Origin of the sequence: Rhizobium sp. PL01, from assembly GCF_033447125.1 — a bacterium.
GTDB lineage: Bacteria > Pseudomonadota > Alphaproteobacteria > Rhizobiales > Rhizobiaceae > Pararhizobium.
Window position 1 is genome coordinate 76,541 of record NZ_JAWQUM010000010.1, and the last position, 15,905, is coordinate 92,445.

The 15,905-nt window shown below is 58.7% G+C and carries 17 protein-coding genes; 5 read left to right on the forward strand and 12 right to left on the reverse strand.

Annotated elements, in window-relative coordinates; genetic code table 11:
- Nucleotides 1-9: 9 nt before the first annotated feature.
- The 3 genes from R6X40_RS22215 to R6X40_RS22225 are packed head-to-tail and all read right to left on the reverse strand — an operon-like array spanning nt 10 to nt 2,437.
- A complete protein-coding gene (locus tag R6X40_RS22215) occupies nt 10-408 on the reverse strand; it encodes a VOC family protein (RefSeq protein WP_318416149.1) in 399 nt (132 codons plus the stop codon).
- Nucleotides 405-1,781, reverse strand: a complete 1,377-nt coding sequence (locus R6X40_RS22220) for a dihydroorotase (RefSeq protein ID WP_318416150.1) — start codon at nt 1,779-1,781, stop codon at nt 405-407. The genes R6X40_RS22215 and R6X40_RS22220 overlap by 4 nt, the downstream gene beginning before the upstream one ends.
- Entirely contained in the window at nt 1,778-2,437 is a 660-nt protein-coding gene (locus tag R6X40_RS22225; protein ID WP_318416153.1) for an aspartate/glutamate racemase family protein, read from the reverse strand. Before R6X40_RS22225 ends, R6X40_RS22220 begins: the two co-directional genes overlap by 4 nt.
- A 176-nt stretch (nt 2,438-2,613) precedes the next feature.
- Here R6X40_RS22225 and R6X40_RS22230 point away from each other — a divergent pair, with 176 nt between their 5' ends.
- The gene (locus R6X40_RS22230; RefSeq protein WP_318416154.1) at nt 2,614-3,315 is read left to right on the forward strand and encodes a GntR family transcriptional regulator; all 702 of its coding nucleotides are present in this window, start codon (nt 2,614-2,616) and stop codon (nt 3,313-3,315) included.
- A 227-nt stretch (nt 3,316-3,542) separates the two neighbouring features.
- On the opposite strand, the gene hydA is transcribed toward R6X40_RS22230, so the two are convergent.
- The 5 genes from hydA to R6X40_RS22255 form a co-directional block, all read right to left on the reverse strand.
- Nucleotides 3,543-4,961: a dihydropyrimidinase gene (gene hydA, locus R6X40_RS22235; RefSeq protein ID WP_318416156.1), complete on the reverse strand. Its 1,419-nt coding sequence runs from the start codon at nt 4,959-4,961 to the stop codon at nt 3,543-3,545.
- A gap of 16 nt (nt 4,962-4,977) precedes the next feature.
- On the reverse strand, nt 4,978-6,261 hold the full coding sequence (locus R6X40_RS22240) for a cysteine desulfurase-like protein (RefSeq protein ID WP_318416157.1): 1,284 nt from the start codon (nt 6,259-6,261) through the stop codon (nt 4,978-4,980).
- Between the two features lie 29 nt (nt 6,262-6,290).
- Nucleotides 6,291-7,028 carry an amino acid ABC transporter ATP-binding protein gene (locus R6X40_RS22245; RefSeq protein WP_318416159.1) on the reverse strand — a complete coding sequence of 246 codons (738 nt, stop codon included), beginning with the start codon at nt 7,026-7,028 and terminating at the stop codon, nt 6,291-6,293.
- Nucleotides 7,025-7,699: an amino acid ABC transporter permease gene (locus R6X40_RS22250; protein ID WP_318416161.1), complete on the reverse strand. Its 675-nt coding sequence runs from the start codon at nt 7,697-7,699 to the stop codon at nt 7,025-7,027. Before R6X40_RS22250 ends, R6X40_RS22245 begins: the two co-directional genes overlap by 4 nt.
- Before the next feature lie 62 nt (nt 7,700-7,761).
- Complete coding sequence (locus R6X40_RS22255) at nt 7,762-8,562, reverse strand: ABC transporter substrate-binding protein (RefSeq protein WP_318416162.1); 801 nt, start codon at nt 8,560-8,562, stop codon at nt 7,762-7,764.
- Between the two features lie 194 nt (nt 8,563-8,756).
- Between R6X40_RS22255 and R6X40_RS22260 the strand changes: the two genes are divergently transcribed.
- Nucleotides 8,757-9,446: a FadR/GntR family transcriptional regulator gene (locus tag R6X40_RS22260; RefSeq protein WP_318416164.1), complete on the forward strand. Its 690-nt coding sequence runs from the start codon at nt 8,757-8,759 to the stop codon at nt 9,444-9,446.
- 838 nt (nt 9,447-10,284) lie between these two features.
- On the opposite strand, the gene R6X40_RS31660 is transcribed toward R6X40_RS22260, so the two are convergent.
- A complete protein-coding gene (locus tag R6X40_RS31660) occupies nt 10,285-10,614 on the reverse strand; it encodes a BA14K family protein (protein WP_412178439.1) in 330 nt (109 codons plus the stop codon).
- A gap of 306 nt (nt 10,615-10,920) precedes the next feature.
- Between R6X40_RS31660 and R6X40_RS22265 the strand changes: the two genes are divergently transcribed.
- Genes R6X40_RS22265 through R6X40_RS22275 form a run of 3 tightly spaced genes read left to right on the forward strand, consistent with a single transcriptional unit; the run spans nt 10,921 to nt 12,441 of the window.
- Nucleotides 10,921-11,295 (forward strand): metalloregulator ArsR/SmtB family transcription factor, encoded by a 375-nt coding sequence (locus R6X40_RS22265; protein WP_318416166.1) that lies wholly within the window; start codon nt 10,921-10,923, stop codon nt 11,293-11,295.
- Nucleotides 11,292-11,756: an SRPBCC domain-containing protein gene (locus tag R6X40_RS22270; protein ID WP_318416168.1), complete on the forward strand. Its 465-nt coding sequence runs from the start codon at nt 11,292-11,294 to the stop codon at nt 11,754-11,756. Before R6X40_RS22265 ends, R6X40_RS22270 begins: the two co-directional genes overlap by 4 nt.
- Entirely contained in the window at nt 11,728-12,441 is a 714-nt protein-coding gene (locus R6X40_RS22275; RefSeq protein ID WP_318416169.1) for a glutathione S-transferase family protein, read from the forward strand. Before R6X40_RS22270 ends, R6X40_RS22275 begins: the two co-directional genes overlap by 29 nt.
- A gap of 105 nt (nt 12,442-12,546) precedes the next feature.
- Here R6X40_RS22275 and R6X40_RS22280 read toward each other — a convergent pair whose 3' ends face one another.
- The 3 genes from R6X40_RS22280 to R6X40_RS22290 are packed head-to-tail and all read right to left on the reverse strand — an operon-like array spanning nt 12,547 to nt 15,823.
- The gene (locus R6X40_RS22280) at nt 12,547-13,191 is read right to left on the reverse strand and encodes an Isoquinoline 1-oxidoreductase subunit (protein ID WP_318416171.1); all 645 of its coding nucleotides are present in this window, start codon (nt 13,189-13,191) and stop codon (nt 12,547-12,549) included.
- Nucleotides 13,192-13,201: 10 nt separating this feature from the next.
- Complete coding sequence (locus R6X40_RS22285; RefSeq protein ID WP_318416173.1) at nt 13,202-15,361, reverse strand: xanthine dehydrogenase family protein molybdopterin-binding subunit; 2,160 nt, start codon at nt 15,359-15,361, stop codon at nt 13,202-13,204.
- Between the two features lie 3 nt (nt 15,362-15,364).
- Nucleotides 15,365-15,823, reverse strand: coding sequence for a (2Fe-2S)-binding protein (locus R6X40_RS22290; protein ID WP_318416175.1), 459 nt, complete (start codon nt 15,821-15,823; stop codon nt 15,365-15,367).
- Nucleotides 15,824-15,905 lie beyond the last annotated feature (82 nt).

Sequence of the window (15,905 nt, forward strand, 5' to 3'; positions counted from 1 at the left end):
GCGGGGCGGTCAGCGAAGCACGGACTGCACCTCGATCTGATAGCCTTCTGTGTCTTCGAAAACGAAAGCACGTATGCCAAGGCCCGCGCTGTCGCGCGCTTGCGTCAGGCTGGGTGCCCGGTTGACGGCGAGATAGGCATGCCACGCGTCGACGTCAGATACGCGGATGCACAGCTGCACCGGCTTGATGGGGTGCGTCCGGTGCATGCCGCGCGTCTCGTCCACGAGACCGACATAGGCGCTTTGTCCGATACGAAGTATCTTTGACCAGCCTTGGTCAATCTCAAGCGGAAAGCCCATGATTTCGGTATAGAAAGCAAAGGCCTTTGGCAGGTCCTTGTAGTAGAAGAAGGTGATTGCCTTCTCCACATGTCCGTCGTTAGGGAGGGCGGTGTTGGCGGCGCTCATATCATCGTTTCTCCAGTAAACCAGCTGGTTGAACCGCGCGGGACAAAACGCCCGTCTCCCGGTCGGTTGAGGACGCGCTCGCCGTCATAGACCAGGCGTCCAGCGAGGTACGTGGCTGTGACGCGTCCTGCAAAGCGGCTGCCGTCATATGGGCTCCAGCGCAGCCCATCCTCGGCTCTTGCGGAATCCCAGACAACGTCTGCTTCTTCGAAAATTGTGAGGTCTGCATCTGCGCCTGCAACAATCGCGCCCTTTCGGGGTGAGAGACCGAAGAACCGGGCGGGCCGGGTGCAGAGTTGGTCGACTGTTAGTCGGATCGCATCCGTGCATCTGGCGCGCGCCGCCGTGTAGAAGGCAGGCAAAAGGGTCTCCATGCCAGGCACACCCGCGCCGGCGTCGAAGATGCTATCGGTGAACTTGTTGTCAATCGGCCAACTGGAATGATCCGAACTCACGAATGCAACGCGATCCGACGTTACTTCGTCCCATAGCGCGTCAATCATGCCCGGCCGGATCGGCGGGTTAACTTTCATACGGGCGCCGAGTGCCGCACCGTCGCGCTCCGGGTCGAAGCAGAAGTAGTGAACACACGTCTCACCGGTGGCACGGTGTCCATCCCGACGGTAATGATCGACGATCTGAAAGCCCCGCGGATGGCTGATATGAACAATATGGGCATGCGCACCCGCTGCGGCGGCAAGTTCGAGGAAATGCGCCGTCGAAGCAAGCTCTGCGGCCGGCGGCCGGCTTTGCGAATGAACCGCAATACCGTTAAGACCGGCGCTGCGCGTGCGCTCGACGCGCGATCTGACAATCTCCTGATCTTCATTGTGCAGCCCGACTGGAAGTTCGGTGGCCGCAAGGGCTTCTAGCAAATCGAGCGCGAGTGCGGCATCGACCCGTGGGAAACGCGTCGGACTGCTTTCGAAAGCCGAGATTTTGAATGCAACCACACCGCCCTGCGCAAGCGCTGCCACGTCATCCAGCGGATGGCCGGGCATCACAGTTGCATAAAGCGCGACATTGGCGTGGGCATAACGGCTAATCGCCCTGATCTTCGCTGCCAGATGCTCCGGAGTGCTTAGGGGAGAAGGGTTGTCATAGGGCATATCGACAATCGTCGTGACGCCGCCGGCAACGGCTGAACGGGTGGTCGGCTCAATGCCCGCCAAGCCAAGATAGCTGCCGGCATGTGTCTGACCATCCACAACGCCGGGCATCACGTATCGGCGGCCGGCATCATGACATTCGGCTGCGTCTGGCTCTTTCCCTTCCCCTATGGCCTCGATTTTCCCCTGCGTGACGGCTACCCATCCGTCATCGAGGACGCCGTGCGGTGTTACGATCCGGCCGCGAATGATCAGATCGGTCACTGGGCCCTTCCCACGTAGCGTAGGTCAGCATGTGTGCAGGCAAGCGCGACGCCCGCCTGAACAGGATCGACGACGGGCAGGCGGAGCCTGTCTTGAATCGCCTCGCGGTAGGAGCCAAGACCAGCGCAGCCAAGAATGATGACGTCGGCGCCATCCTTGTCTCGCAGCTGCGTCGCGATTGCGCAGACACGATCCACAACGTCCGTTGCGACAAGCTGGACGATCGTCATGTCGATGGAGCGGTCTCCGGCAAGGCGTGCCTGAAGGTTTAGCTTTTCGAGATAGCGGCGGTGGCGGGCGATCGACGAAGGGCCGAGTGACACGATGCCGAAACGCGGGCCAAGGCCAAGCGCTGCGAGATATGCAGCTTCGGCAATTCCGGTTACCGGAACATTTGCAGCAGCTCGCACTGCGTCGATGCCGGGGTCGGAAAAACAGCTAACAACGATGGCGTCGGCACGCGCATTGCGCGCAGCCTCGACCAGATAAGGGATCACTTCGTCCACATGTTCATCTGTTTCGATCCCCGGCGGCGACTTGGCAAGTTCGATGCAGCGGATGGCATGGCGACGGTCAAAGAGCGGTTCGAGACAGGCCTCCATCGATCGCGTCACCGCTTTCGAGCTGTTCGGATTAATGACGAGAATATTCCCCACGCGGCCTCCACGAGCCCGGAAAAATGCCCGGGCGTTAGTCTGATATTCTACGTGATATACTACGAAATATTTCATGTCAAAGGGCGATGTGATTGCATGTTCGATAAACTTCGACCACAACGGAAAAAAGCGCTACTGCGCGTAAGCATGACTTCCAACAGGAGAGACCATTGGGCATGACAGCGGCAAACAGTGACGGCGCGGCTGGCAAACCCCGCAAGCAGTCGTTGACCGAAATGGCGTATGTGTCCGTTCGCGAACAGATCCTCCTGGGCCTTCTTCGGCCGGGGGCGGAGTTTTCAGAACTGGAACTGGCCGAACAGCTCGCCATGAGCAAGACGCCGGTGCGCGAAGCGCTTGGCCGGATGGTAGCCGAGGGTCTGATCGAAGCCTTTCCGCGACGTGGCTATCGAGTAACGCCAGTCACGGTGAAGGATATCAATGATCTCTTCGCAATCCGGGCAATGACGGAGGGTACGGCCGCTGCCATGGCAGCCGTCAATCTCAGTGCCGGCGAACTGGATCATCTCGATGTGCTGGCAAACGCGCATTATGAGCCCACGGAAGGGATGACGATCCATTCTTTTGTCAAGGCAAACCGGGATTTTCACATGGCGATTGCGAATGGTTCGGACAATCCACGACTTTCCGCCATGGTCTCGACGCATCTAGACGAATGCGCGCGGCTTTTCTATCTTGGCGCCCGCAGCCGGGATGTAAACCCCGAGACCAACGATGATCATCGGCATATCGTCAATGTCTTGCGGTTCAGGGACAGTGAAAAAGCGCGGGCAGCCATGGTGGAACACAGCGAGCACACCCGGCAGGGCGTGTTGAAAGCGCTGATTTCAAGCGACGTCAGCGACTTGCGTATCTAAGGCTGACTATGCTGGAAGGCTGGAGCACCGTTTGCGCTGAGCAAGTCGTACTCAACGTCCCGCAATCACCTTTTACGTCGGTTGTTCAAGCCGCCACAGCCATTTGTGAATACACCTGTTTCCACGTGAGTAGACGCGATCGGACAGCCTCCACTTTTAGCATGTGAGAGTTTGTCGCGCCTACCGCTGACAGAAAAGTTTGACTTCGACGTGCAGGGACGCGGTCGTTAACTGCCCGCGTTGTCTGCAGTTAAAGAGGACCTTGACCGTTTGAGATAATTTCCCGAGCCCTTCGCCCCAATCAGCGCCGCTCCATCAGTGACCGTTTTCCCACGCACGAGCACGCGAACCGGCCAGCCTGTAACTTTAAGCCCCTCATACGGCGTGTAGTCAGCCCCATGATGCAAAATCCCGTTGCTAATTGTTACCGACATCTTCGGGTCCCAAAGCGCAATATCGGCATCCGAACCAATCGCGATCGTCCCCTTTTTGGGATAAAGGCCATAGAGCTTGGCGTGGTTGGTGGAGGAGAGGGCGACGAACCGGTTGAGGTCGATCCGCCCCTTGCCAACACCTTCTGAAAACAAGATAGGCAACCGTGTCTCCACACCGGGGATGCCATTCGGGATCCAGCGAAAATACCGTTTCCCTTTTTCATTCAGCTTGCCCTGATCATCCTCGTAGCGAAACGGGCAGTGGTCTGAGGAAAACAAGTCGAACGTTCCATTTTGCAGGCCTTCCCAGCATGCGGCCTGACTTTCCTTGTCGCGTGGCGGCGGCGAGCAGACGAATTTTGCGCCCTCCAGCTCCGTGGCGTCGAGGTCGTCCGCCGTCAACATCAGATACTGCGGGCAGGTTTCCCCAGCGACCTTGCTGCCGCGTGCGCGTGCGCGCTGGATTTCTTCCATGGCCTCGCGGTTCGAGACATGGACGATGACAATTGGCGTATCAACGATTTCGGCCAGCGATAATGCCCTGTGGGTCGCTTCGCGCTCGGCAGCGACAGGCCGGCTGGTGGCATGATATTTCGGCGCCAGTTCGCCGTTCTTCTCATGGCGGCCGATCAGGAAACGGATGGCATCCTCATTTTCGCAATGGACCATCACCAGCGCACCGGATAAGCGTGCGCTGTCGAGCGTCGCCAGAATTTCGTGATCGCGAAGGCGAAGATTGTCATAGGTCATGAAGACCTTGATCGATGTATAACCATCCTCAACCAGGGCTGGCAGCTCCTGCCCCAGCACATGGCCGGTCGGATCGGTGACGACGAGATGGAAGCTGACGTCAACATAGCATTCACCGTCAGCCTTGGCATGATAGACCTTGAGCGATTCCCTGAGCGTCGTGCCCTTTTCCTGCATGCAGAAAGGCATCACCGTGGTGTTGCCGCCAAAAGCTGCCGATAATGTGCCGCTAGCAAAATCATCGGCCATGACGATGCCGTCGCCGGACGGCTGTGCAAGGTGCACGTGGCTATCGATACCGCCGGGCATGACGTAGAGCCCGCTGGCATCGATGACCTCCGCCGCGTCATCAAGTTTGTCGGCAAGGGCCGTTATGCGGCCATTCTGGATGCCGACATCACACCGGAAGGTATCGCTGGCGGTAACGACCGTTCCGTTGCGGATAATCGTGTCGAACTTCATGCGGTATCCTCCGGGTTCAAGCGGCCGTGGTGACGGTACTGCCGGCGGATGCGAGGATCTGATCCAATGCCGAAGTCATCCGGTCAATTTCCTCGATTGTGTTGTAGTGAACCATCGAGACACGGACCATGCCATTGTTTCCGGTGAGGTCGAGATATTCCGCGAGCCTGCGCGAGTGGAAATCGCCAAAGCGGATCGCGATGCGATGGGCGTCCATTGCCTTGCAGATTTCCGCCGAGTCACGGCCGTCAAAGACGAAGCTGATGGTCGGGATACGTTTGCCGTCGCGGTTGGTACTCTGGCCGATGATCCGGCAGTCGTTGCGGCCACGAAGATAACCGAGAAGCCGGTCGACGAGAGCATTTTCCTGCCGTGTGATCGCGCCATAGGCCGCGACGATCTTTTCGCGGGTGGAGCCCGTTTCTCCGGCCTTTTCGCCCAGGTCGTTGAGGTAATCGACGATACCGCAGGTGGAATAGGCGAGCTCGTAGTTCGGGTTGCCTGGCTCGAGTTTACCCGGCACTTTGTCCTTGCCGTAGAAGTAGTGGTAGAGCGTGTCGAGTTCGAGCAGATGCGCGTACTTGCCGTACATCAGTGCGTAATGCGGACCATAGGTCTTGTAGAGGCTGAAGACGTAGTAATCGACATCCAAGGCCTGCACGTCGATAGCGCGATGAGGCGCATAGGCGACCGCATCGACACAGATGCGAGCACCCCTCCCATGCACGAACGCGGCTATTTCCTGCACCGGATTGATCGAGCCGAGGATGTTCGACACATGGGTGATGCAGACAAGCTTCGTGCGGTCGGACATCAGCGGTTCGAGATCGTCAAGATCGAGCGCGAAAGTGTCCTTGTTCAACGGCCAGAACTTGATGACCATCCCGGCATCGCGCAGCCGGTCCCAGGGCCCGATATTGGATTCGTGGTCCGCAATGGTAACGACGATCTCGTCGCCCGGGGCCAATTGGCTAGTCATGGCACGGGCAAGGTTCTGCAGGAGCGCGGTGGTCGAGCTGCCGAAGACAATTTCCTCCGGGCGGCTCGCATTGACGAGATGCATTGCGGCGGTGCGGGCTTCATAGAGTGCCTTCGCGGCGGCCTGCGACACCTCGTAACTGCCGCCGATCTGGACGTTCTTGTCATAGAGGAAGGTGTTGATCCGCTCGACGGCGCGCCTCAGAATCTGCGATCCGCCAGCATTGTCGAAAAAGGTCCAGCCGTTGGAAAGCCCGGGAAACTGGCTACGGACGAAGTCGACATCCAGTCCGTCCTGCGTCTGCTTGTTTTGGTTCGGCATTGGGTCCTCCAGACCGTCTTTTGTTTTTCTCAGTGGTTGAGAACAGCGCGCAGGAACCCGCGTGTCCGTTCTTCCTTGGGGTTGTCGAAGATTTCGCCCGGCGTGCCCTGTTCGATGATGCGGCCGCCATCCATGAAGATAACGCGGTCGGCCACCTGACGGGCAAAGCCCATCTCGTGGGTGACGACGATCATCGTCACACCGGTGCCGGCAAGCCTTTTCATGACGTCCAGCACCTCGCCGACCATTTCCGGGTCGAGCGACGATGTCGGCTCGTCGAACAGCATCACCTTCGGCTCCATCGCCAGTGCACGGGCAATCGCGACGCGTTGCTGCTGTCCGCCCGATAGCTTTCCAGGATATTTCTCCGCCTGCTCGGCAATGCCGACACGGGAAAGAAGCTCGCGTGCGTTGCGCTCGGCATCTTCAGGCTTTTTGCCCCGCACCCGCATGGGGGCGAGCATGACGTTTTTCAGAACCGTCAGATGCGGGAAGAGGTTGAAGGATTGAAACACCATGCCCACTTCGGCCCGCACCTTTGCCAGCGCCTTTCCTGGTCCGACGGTGACGCCATCGACGACAATGCTGCTATCGCTGGAAAAGGCCTCAAGCCGGTTGATGCAGCGGATGAGGGTGGACTTGCCGGAACCGGATGGCCCGATGACGCAGACGACTTCCCCCTCGGCAATGTCGAGATCGATGCCATGCAGCACGGTGAAGATGCCGTAGGCCTTTTTCAGATTGGTGATCTGGATAAGCGGGCTCATGAGCGTTTCTCCCCGCCGAAGCGTTTCTCAAGGCGCGCGACGATGCTGACCAGCGGCCACAGCAGGCCGACATAGATGAGTGCCGCACCGATCAGCGGCGTCGGATTGGCTGACAAGGCCTGCGCCTGGGTGGCCTGTTTCAGGAGGTCGGGCATGGCGACGACGGAGGCGAGGGCGGTGTCCTTGAGGACGTTGATGCAATTGTTGGTCAGCGGAGGAATGACAATCTTGACGGCTTGCGGCAGGATCACGTCGATCATCATGTGGCGGCCCGAAAGCCCCAGCGCCTGCGATGCCTCAAACTGGCCATGCGGAATGGCCTCGATGCCGGCGCGGAAAATCTCCGCCGTGTAGGCCGATGACACCAGGGTGAGTGCCACGACGGCCGAGACGAAAGGCGAGAACCGGATGCCGACAAAGGGCAGGGCGTAATAGACGACGATTAGCAGCACCAGAAGAGGGATCGAGCGGAAAATGTCGATATATATCTTGGCGAGGAACGGAACCGGCCCGGCTCCGTAAAGCCTGACGAGTGCCAGAAACAGGCCACCGGCCAGGCCGGCGACGATGCTTGTGATGCCGATTTCAAGCGTCACCAAAAGCCCTGATAAAAGAAGCGGGAAGGTTTCGATTAGGATCGGTATATTGAAGAAGGTATTAAGCAGATTCATGAGATCACCGGCTTTGAATGCGATGGCGGCGCACCAACGCCGTCATCGCATGGGGTCACGGTTTACTTGGCAGATGGCATGTCCATGACCATAACGGTCGATGTCGTGTCTTCGGCCTTGGCACCGAACCAGGTCTCGTGCAGCTTTGCGATGAACCCATCCTTCTTCAGCGTTGAAATGACCTCATTGACTTCGGTGGCCAAAGGATCGCCCTTGTTAAACATGACGGAGTATTTCTCGCCGGTCGTGATCCGCTCCACCACCTTCAGTTCCGGCTTGTCCTTTACGTAGTACTGAAGGGCCGGAATATCGCTGATATAGCCGTCGATGCGGCCGGCAGCCAGATCGAGCATGGCTGGCGAAAGGCCCTCGAACTTACGGATTTCACCAAGCTTGTATTTTGCCGTATTGGTTGTCGCCCACATATCGCCGGTCGAGCCTGTATCGACGCCGACGACTTTTCCTTCCATGGCCGACACTCCGGAAATGCCGCTGGAGGCCAATACCGTCAACGACTGGTCACTGTCGTAGTATGGCTGCGCGAAGGTGACGGATTCCAGCCGCTTTTCGGTAATCGTGATGGACGAAACCGCCATATTGATGCGGCCTGACTGCACGGCGGAAAACAGCCCGCTGAAAGGGATGTTGACAAACTCGACCGACTTGCCAAGCCGCTTGCCGACTTCGGTTACGAGATCGATTTCAAAGCCAACGGTCTTGCCGGATGCATCCTGAAATTCCCACGGGACGTTGCCGATATTTGCGCCGACTGTGAGGTCGGCTGCGATGGCAGTGGAGGCAAAACCCGCCGTCGCAAGCAGGGCGGATAGAATGGTGGACTTGATGAGGGTGAGCGTTTTCATGAGGTTCCCCTTGATTTTTTGACCTTAACACGTTTACGCTGGCTTGCCTGGTCTAACTGGTCAGACCGGTTTAACCAGGGAAGCATGCCTGTTTGGCAATTGCAAGACAGGGTGCCAATAAATTAGACTGGCTCAGAGAGTAGGCGGCTGCGTTGCGGCGCACAGCACCAATGGGACGGATGGATCACACGAGAATGTTGAACAGAACCTTGGTCCCCCAATCGGTTGCCCGCGAAATTCAAAGCATGATCCAGAACGGCAGCCTTAAGATTGGCCAAAAGATCCCGTCGCAACGGGAGTTTTCGCAGAAATTCGGCGTCAGTCGGGCATCGCTGCGCGAAGCGTTATTGACCCTTGAGACACTTGGCTTGCTTAAAACGGAGGCGGGACGGGGGACATTCGTGTCAGGGGGCCCGTCCTCGGAATCGAACCATATGGCGCCCTGGCGCTATTCCGGCAGCTATTCGGTATTCGACGTGTTCCAGACCCGCATCATGCTTGAGGGGCAGATCGCCAGCCTGTCAGCGGGCAGGCTCATGGCCAATCAGTTGGAGCAGATGGAGCATGCAACCCGTCAGATGGAAGAGTGCTGGGCGAAACAGGATTTGCTGACCAATGTCGAGGCAGACCTGGAGTTCCACGCAATCATTGCATCGGCTTGCAGCAATACGATGCTGCGTGCGCTCTATCAAACCGTGCGCGAACAGCTAACGGAAACCCAGCGCCAACCTATCCCGATTACCGATCCCGCCCGCATGAAAGCATCCATCTCTGAGCACCGTCGCATCATCGCGGCCCTGCGCTCCAATGACCCAGCTGCTGCACGTGTTGAAATGGAAACGCACATCCGCAATACGGCGCGTTGTGCGGGGCTCGAGCCGTAGCGGATAAGCACATCCTGTTGGGTTTCATCAGCATTTAACCCATTTTTCCGTTTCGGGTTAGGCGATCAAATCCAATGTAATGGATTGGCCGCACACACCTTTTCTCGCTCTGATTGGATCAAGGTGAAGTGGAAAAACGGATCGAAGTCATACGAGAATCAATAGCCGGCACCCAGACGCTCGCCTGCGAGCTGGGCGAGGGGACGGCAGGCGGGAAGGGGATTTCCCTACGCGTCTACCGCCCTCAGCAGAGGCTTCTCGTCGGCGGTACGCCGATGGAGACCGGGGCAGTGGCGCGTGCTGCAATGGCGGCAGGCTATGAGGTTATCGTGGTTAAGCGCGGCCTACCGCTTTCAGCGGATCAATTGGACCGGGATACGGCCGTCGCAATATTATACCATGACGTCGATGCGAATTGCCATTCCTCCAATACGCACTCGCCTCACCGGCCTTGTATATCGGTGCGCTTGGGAGCCGCCGCACACATGCAATACGATGCGAGGCTTTGAGATAGCTTGGATACAGCTAGCCTGAACTGGACAGCGTCAAGGCGCCGATCGGAATCTTTGGCAAGGCGAGAAATTCAAGATCGCTTGCGCTCTCGGTCGTTACCGGCATCGCTCAAACAAGATTGCGCCCAGACTGATGATAGGAGCATCTACGGTCCTCGTAGACGTTCTTCCTTCACAAAGGCGACGAAATCAGTGCAGATTTCAGAACTGGCGGAAGAGCCGAGCTGCTTATTTTCAACTCCGGCCCGTCTCGCATGCTTAATCGGTTTTGCACTAGCCAAATCGCGCCCTTCCTCGTCTTCACCCAACCCGATTTAGCTGTAGGGCTAATACGGTGATCGACACTCTACCCGCTTGCCGGTCAGATCAGCGTATGTGTTGTCGGTCGCATGGTATGATAGGTGGCGCGTTGCGCACCAGCGGACGTGCAATATATCCTCGGGTGACAGAAATAACCCGTCAGGTGCAGATTCGTCCGTGCCGTTGGCGGCAAACGCGGCGATGCTGTTAGCGGCAGACACTCGCTCTGGGTTCTCGACAATGTGGAATGCGTTGGCAGATACCGCCGTGCAACCAAACATTATGACCGCAAGAGTGAGCGAGGAAGCAAAGTTTTTCAATCGAGGCATCGCCGATCCAATTCCTAACGTGCCCATTTAACGGCAATTTCGTGGTATTTGTTCCGGATTGCTTCAGCGGTCGCGTCCTCAAGCTTTCGATTCACGTGCCTGGGTGGGTATCGTCACGGGACTTCCGTGCAACCATATGCCCTGTATTGACCGACCGAATGGGTGCTCGCAAATGCGGCCTCGATGATTGAATGCTGAAAGCGCTCGGCAGCCGCCATCGCGTTCAAACGGAGCAGGGGGGCGATTGACGAGCAGAAGGGTCCTGACGCAGCTCGTGCGGCTTGGGCCTGTCGTCGCTCTCCCAGCTGACAGGGGGCGCCCGGAGCCGGACGCTTGACTTCGCCAGCGAAAAAGCAAATACTTCGCTATGTGGTGAAGTATCAATCAACAGCGATGGATCGCACATTTTTCGCGCTCGCCGATCCCACTCGGCGACACCTCTTGCTGCGGCTGAATGACGAACTGGAACTGTCGGTTAGCGAGCTTGCGCGGCCGTTATCGTTGAAGCTTCCCGGGTTAATGAAGCATCTCGACGTGTTGTCGGACGCTGGATTGATCACGCGGTCCAAAACAGGCCGCACGGTGTCGGTTCGACTGTCCGTTGCGCCAATGCATGAAGCAATGGAATGGCTGAAAAGGTACGAACGTTTGTGGATGGTAAGCTTGGATCGGCTTGCCTTTCTCGTCGAAGAGGATGGCGAGCGATGACCAGCACACTTCCAAGCGTGATGATTGTGCGCACAATCAAAGCTTCCCCTGCCAAGGTTTGGGCAGCGATCACGCAGCCTGAGCAGATGATACGGTGGTGGGGTCCTGACGCAGGCCCCACGCTCAGCGCCGTGGCGGACGTTCGCCCAGGCGGACAGTTTGCCGTGGTATTCCAGTTGATCAACGGCGATGAGCACAACCCTACTGGAATTTATCAGGAAGTGGTTCCTGAGGAGAAACTTGTTTTCACCTGGGATTTGCCTGAGACGTCCGAGCGGGTGTCGCTCGTGACATTTCTGCTGAGACCGTTCGAAGGCGGCACCGAACTGACGTTGCTGCACGAACATCTTCCCAACGAGGAAGAGCGCAAGAGCCATAAGCAAGGCTGGAAAGGCCTCCTCGATAAACTGCCAATTTTCCTGGAGATTCCCAATGAGCAAACTGATCGTTTGGACATATGATTGGGTGCCAGATGGCCCCCGTGGTTTCGTGCGCGACATACGGTTGAGATGGGCGTGTGAGGAGGCAGGGTTTGGCTATTCCGTGCAAACAGTCCCTTTCAACGACCGGGGGAGCGATCATCTGGCGCGGCAGCCTTTCGGTCAGGTCCCGTTCCTGAACGATGGCGAGCTTGAGCTATTCGAGAGGGGAGCGGGGCTGTTGGATATCGCGCGGAAAAGCGAAAAGCTCATGCCACGCGACCCGGTCGGGGAAGCCCAAACGCTTCAATGGACGATTGCAGCACTCAACTCGATGGAGATTGTTACAGTTCCATGGTGGTTCCTGGAGATGACCGGCGTTAAGGACAATCACCTGACCGGGTGGTTGGAAAGCCGCCTTGATCATATGGAGCGCGTCCTGATGGAGCGAGAATGGCTGGCCGCCGGCCGCTTCACTGTTGCGGACTTGCTCATGGCCGATGTTCTCCGCGTGGTAAAAGTTCGTTCCTTCGGGAAGCGAACGGCGACCGAAGCCTATGTGGCACGGATCACCGAGCGCCCGTCATTCAAGACGGCCCATGCCGATCAGATGGCGCACTTCGCTGCGGGTGACGCCTCGAGGGCGCTCCAAAACCTTGACGAATCCCGGCGGTACAACAACTTTTTCCTTGTAAATCATACAGCGCGGAAAGGAGATAAACCATGATGGGATGCGGTGGCTGACGTGAACGCTTACGTTTGCGGAAATCCACTTGGAGATGAACGTGAGTGCGCCTACCGCGCGGAGTATCCGGGGTTTGGTCGAGGGAGCTCAGTCACAGACCGCGCCGCTTTCAACCCACGCAGCGATCAGTTCGCCGAAGACAGCCTGTGAGCCCGGGACGGGCTCGCGCCCGGCACCTGGCTGCCAGCCCCAGCCGACGAGGCTGTCGTGCGCCATGTGCTCGGTGATTTCGGCTAGCGTCTTACCGCCGTTGCGTTCCGGATCCTTGATCTGCCGACAGATTTCCTTGAGGGACTTGCCCTCCCACGCCATTTCGATCGGCGCCAGATGCCAGGCCGGATTGCCGGGGATGCTCTTTAGCGTTTCGGCCTGGCCGATGACCTCGACATTGGCCTGCCCGTGACAGGTGTTGCACGTCATGCCCGGCATGCCCATGCCGCCGTCGCCGCGTGACACTGGCGGCTGGTGCTTGTGCATGGCCATGGTCTGGAGCGGCCGGTCGGTCGCCGGGTGGCAATTGACGCAGCGCGGATGCTGGATGACCTTACCGGCCTCTTCGAACAGCGCCCACGAGCGGTTTTTCGTGTCGGTGATCGACTGGAATTCCGCGGCTGGTTTTAGCGGAGCGGATTTTTCTGTCTCTGTGTTTTGCGCGGCCGAGAATGTGGCGGCGAAGAGCGAGACGGCGACACCGAGGACTGCGACGCCGGAAGCGATGGTACGGTTCTTCATCGTCTGGCCCTCACGACATCACGACATTGACGATCGGCAATCGGCGTACCGGGGTGCCGGTCAATCGTCGCCAGGCATTGGCGACCGCCGGCCCGACGGGCGGAACTCCGGGTTCACCCACGCCGGTCGGCTTTTCCGTCGATGCAATCACCGCCACCTCGACCGCCGGCATCTCGTTGATGCGCAACGAACGATAGTCGTGGAAGTTCGACTGCATGATCTTGCCGCCCTTGCCCAGCGTCACCGCATCGAAGAGGACCGCGCCGAGGCCGTAGCCGATACCGCCTTCCATCTGCGCCTTGATGATATTTGGGTTGACGGCAACGCCGCAATCGACAGCGCACCAGACGGTGTGTACGCGTGGTGCCCCGTCATCTCCGAGCGAGACCTCAACAATTTGGGCGACATAGGTGTTGAAGCTCTTGACGACGGCGACGCCGCGCGAGCGCCCATCGGGAACCTTCGATCCCCAGTCGGCCATTTCCGCCACCCTCTTTAAAGTACCGATGTGCCGGGGCTCGTTGGTGAGCAACGCAAGACGACCCTCGACGGGATCCTTGCCGACTTTCTGCAGTAGTTCATCGACGAAGGTCTCGACGGCAAAACCCGTGTGCGTATGGCCAACCGAACGCCACCACAGCGGTGGCACCGCCAGCTTCACGTTATGCGCCGTGACGCGCAAGTTGGGGATGACGTAAGGCAGGTTCGACGCACCCTCAACCGAGGTTTCGTCGAGGTCGGCCTTACCCATGATCGACTGGCCGACGATGACCTGCTCCCACGCCGCAATCTTGCCGTCTGCATCGATCGCGCCGCGCATCTTGTGGGCATACATCGGTCGGTAGTAGCCGCCGCGAATATCATCCTCGCGTGTCCACATGTGCTTCACCGGCCGCTTGCCGTCCGTCGCCGCGTAGACGGCGGCAGCTTCCTGCATGTAGGGCGAGCCGAACTGCGCCTTGCGTCCGAAACTGCCGCCGGTCAGCTGCGTATTGACCCGAACCTTGGATGGATCGAGCCCGATGACCTTGGCGGCGGTCGCCTGATCCATTGCCGGAAACTGAGCACCATTGTAGATATCGAGAGACCCGTCGGCTGCCTGGATAAACACCGCATCGAGCGGCTCCATCGGCGCATGCGCCAGGAACGGGAAGACAAGCTCCGCCTCCAGCGTCTGCAGACCTTGCCTGGCGAAGGCGCCGTCGACGTCACCATTGTTGGTGGCCTCCAGGCCCTTCTCCGAAAACTGCTTGGCGTAGTCGGCGGCAAGTTGCTCGCTTGACCGTGTCTCGGCCTTGGAGAGATCCCATTCGACTTTCAGGTTGGCCCGGCCGCGCAACGCTGCAAACGTGTTGTCAGCATAGACGGCGATCCCGTGCGGTACCTGTTTGACATCGACCACGCCCATGACCTTGCGCGTCTCGCTGTCATCGAAGGATTTGACCGTCGCCCCGAAGTGATCGGGATGGGCGACGACGGCGATCAGCATGTCATCGGTGGCGATATCCAACGTGTAGATCGCCGTACCATTGGTCTTGCCGACCGTATCGAGCTTGGGCAGTTCCTGGCCGATCAGGACGAATTTTGAGGGATCCTTGAGCGTCGGATTTTCCGGTGCGACCTGCGTTGCGGCCCTGACGGTCAGCGCGCCGAATCCGCTCTCCTTGTTGGAGGGAGCGTGCCTGATGCGTCCTTTCTTGACGGTAATCTCGCCAGCAGGCACGCCCCATTCCTCGGCGGCGGCCGCAACCAGCATGGCGCGCGCAGTGGCTCCCGCCTTGCGCATTTGCTCGTAGGAATTGGCGATCGACGTCGAACCGCCGGTTCCTTGCAAGCCGAAGGCAAGATTGGCGTAGATCTTGTCGTCGGCCGGAGAGTGGACGGCACGCATCTGCGACCAATCGGCATCGAGTTCCTCAGCGACGAGTGTCGCCAGTCCCGTGAAAGGTCCTTGCCCCATCTCAATGTGCTTGGAAAGTACGGTAACGGTGTCGTCGGTACCGATCTTGACGAAGGTGTTAAGCGCCGTCAGCGCATCTTCGCCGCCTGCCTTGACGCCACGCGGGGCGGCGAAGGCAGTCATGCTGCGCTGGGTAAGCGCCAGGCCGATGATGAGGCCGCTACCGGCAAGAAACGCGCGGCGGGTGCTGGAAATCTGTTGCAGTGTCATGGCTTAACCCTCCATCGCATCGGCAGCATTGTGGATCGCCTGCCGGATTCGATGGTAGGTTGCGCATCGACAGAGGTTTCCGGCCATGGCGCCGTCGATATCGGCGTCGCTCGGTTTCGGCGTGACCTGCAGCAGGGCAACCGCCGACATGATCTGCCCGGATTGACAGTAACCGCACTGCGGTACGTCGATGGCGACCCAGGCCGCCTGGACCGCCTTTGCCTCGACACCCTCAATGCCTTCGATCGTGATGACCTGCGAACCATCGACCGTCGAGATCGGGGTGATGCAAGAGCGGCGCGTCATGCCGTCCAGATGCACGGTGCAGGCGCCGCACTGCGCGACGCCACAGCCATACTTGGTTCCGGTGAGCTTTTCGAAATCGCGTATCACCCAAAGCAGGGGTGTGTCCAAATCTCCGTCGAAAGTCCGTTCTTTTCCGTTCAGTGTGAAAGTAACCACGGTGCAGCCTCACAATTTGTCCGGCGCCACATACGGTCGCACGGATGGAAACCTGAATTCAAACGGGATGCCGATCATAGCT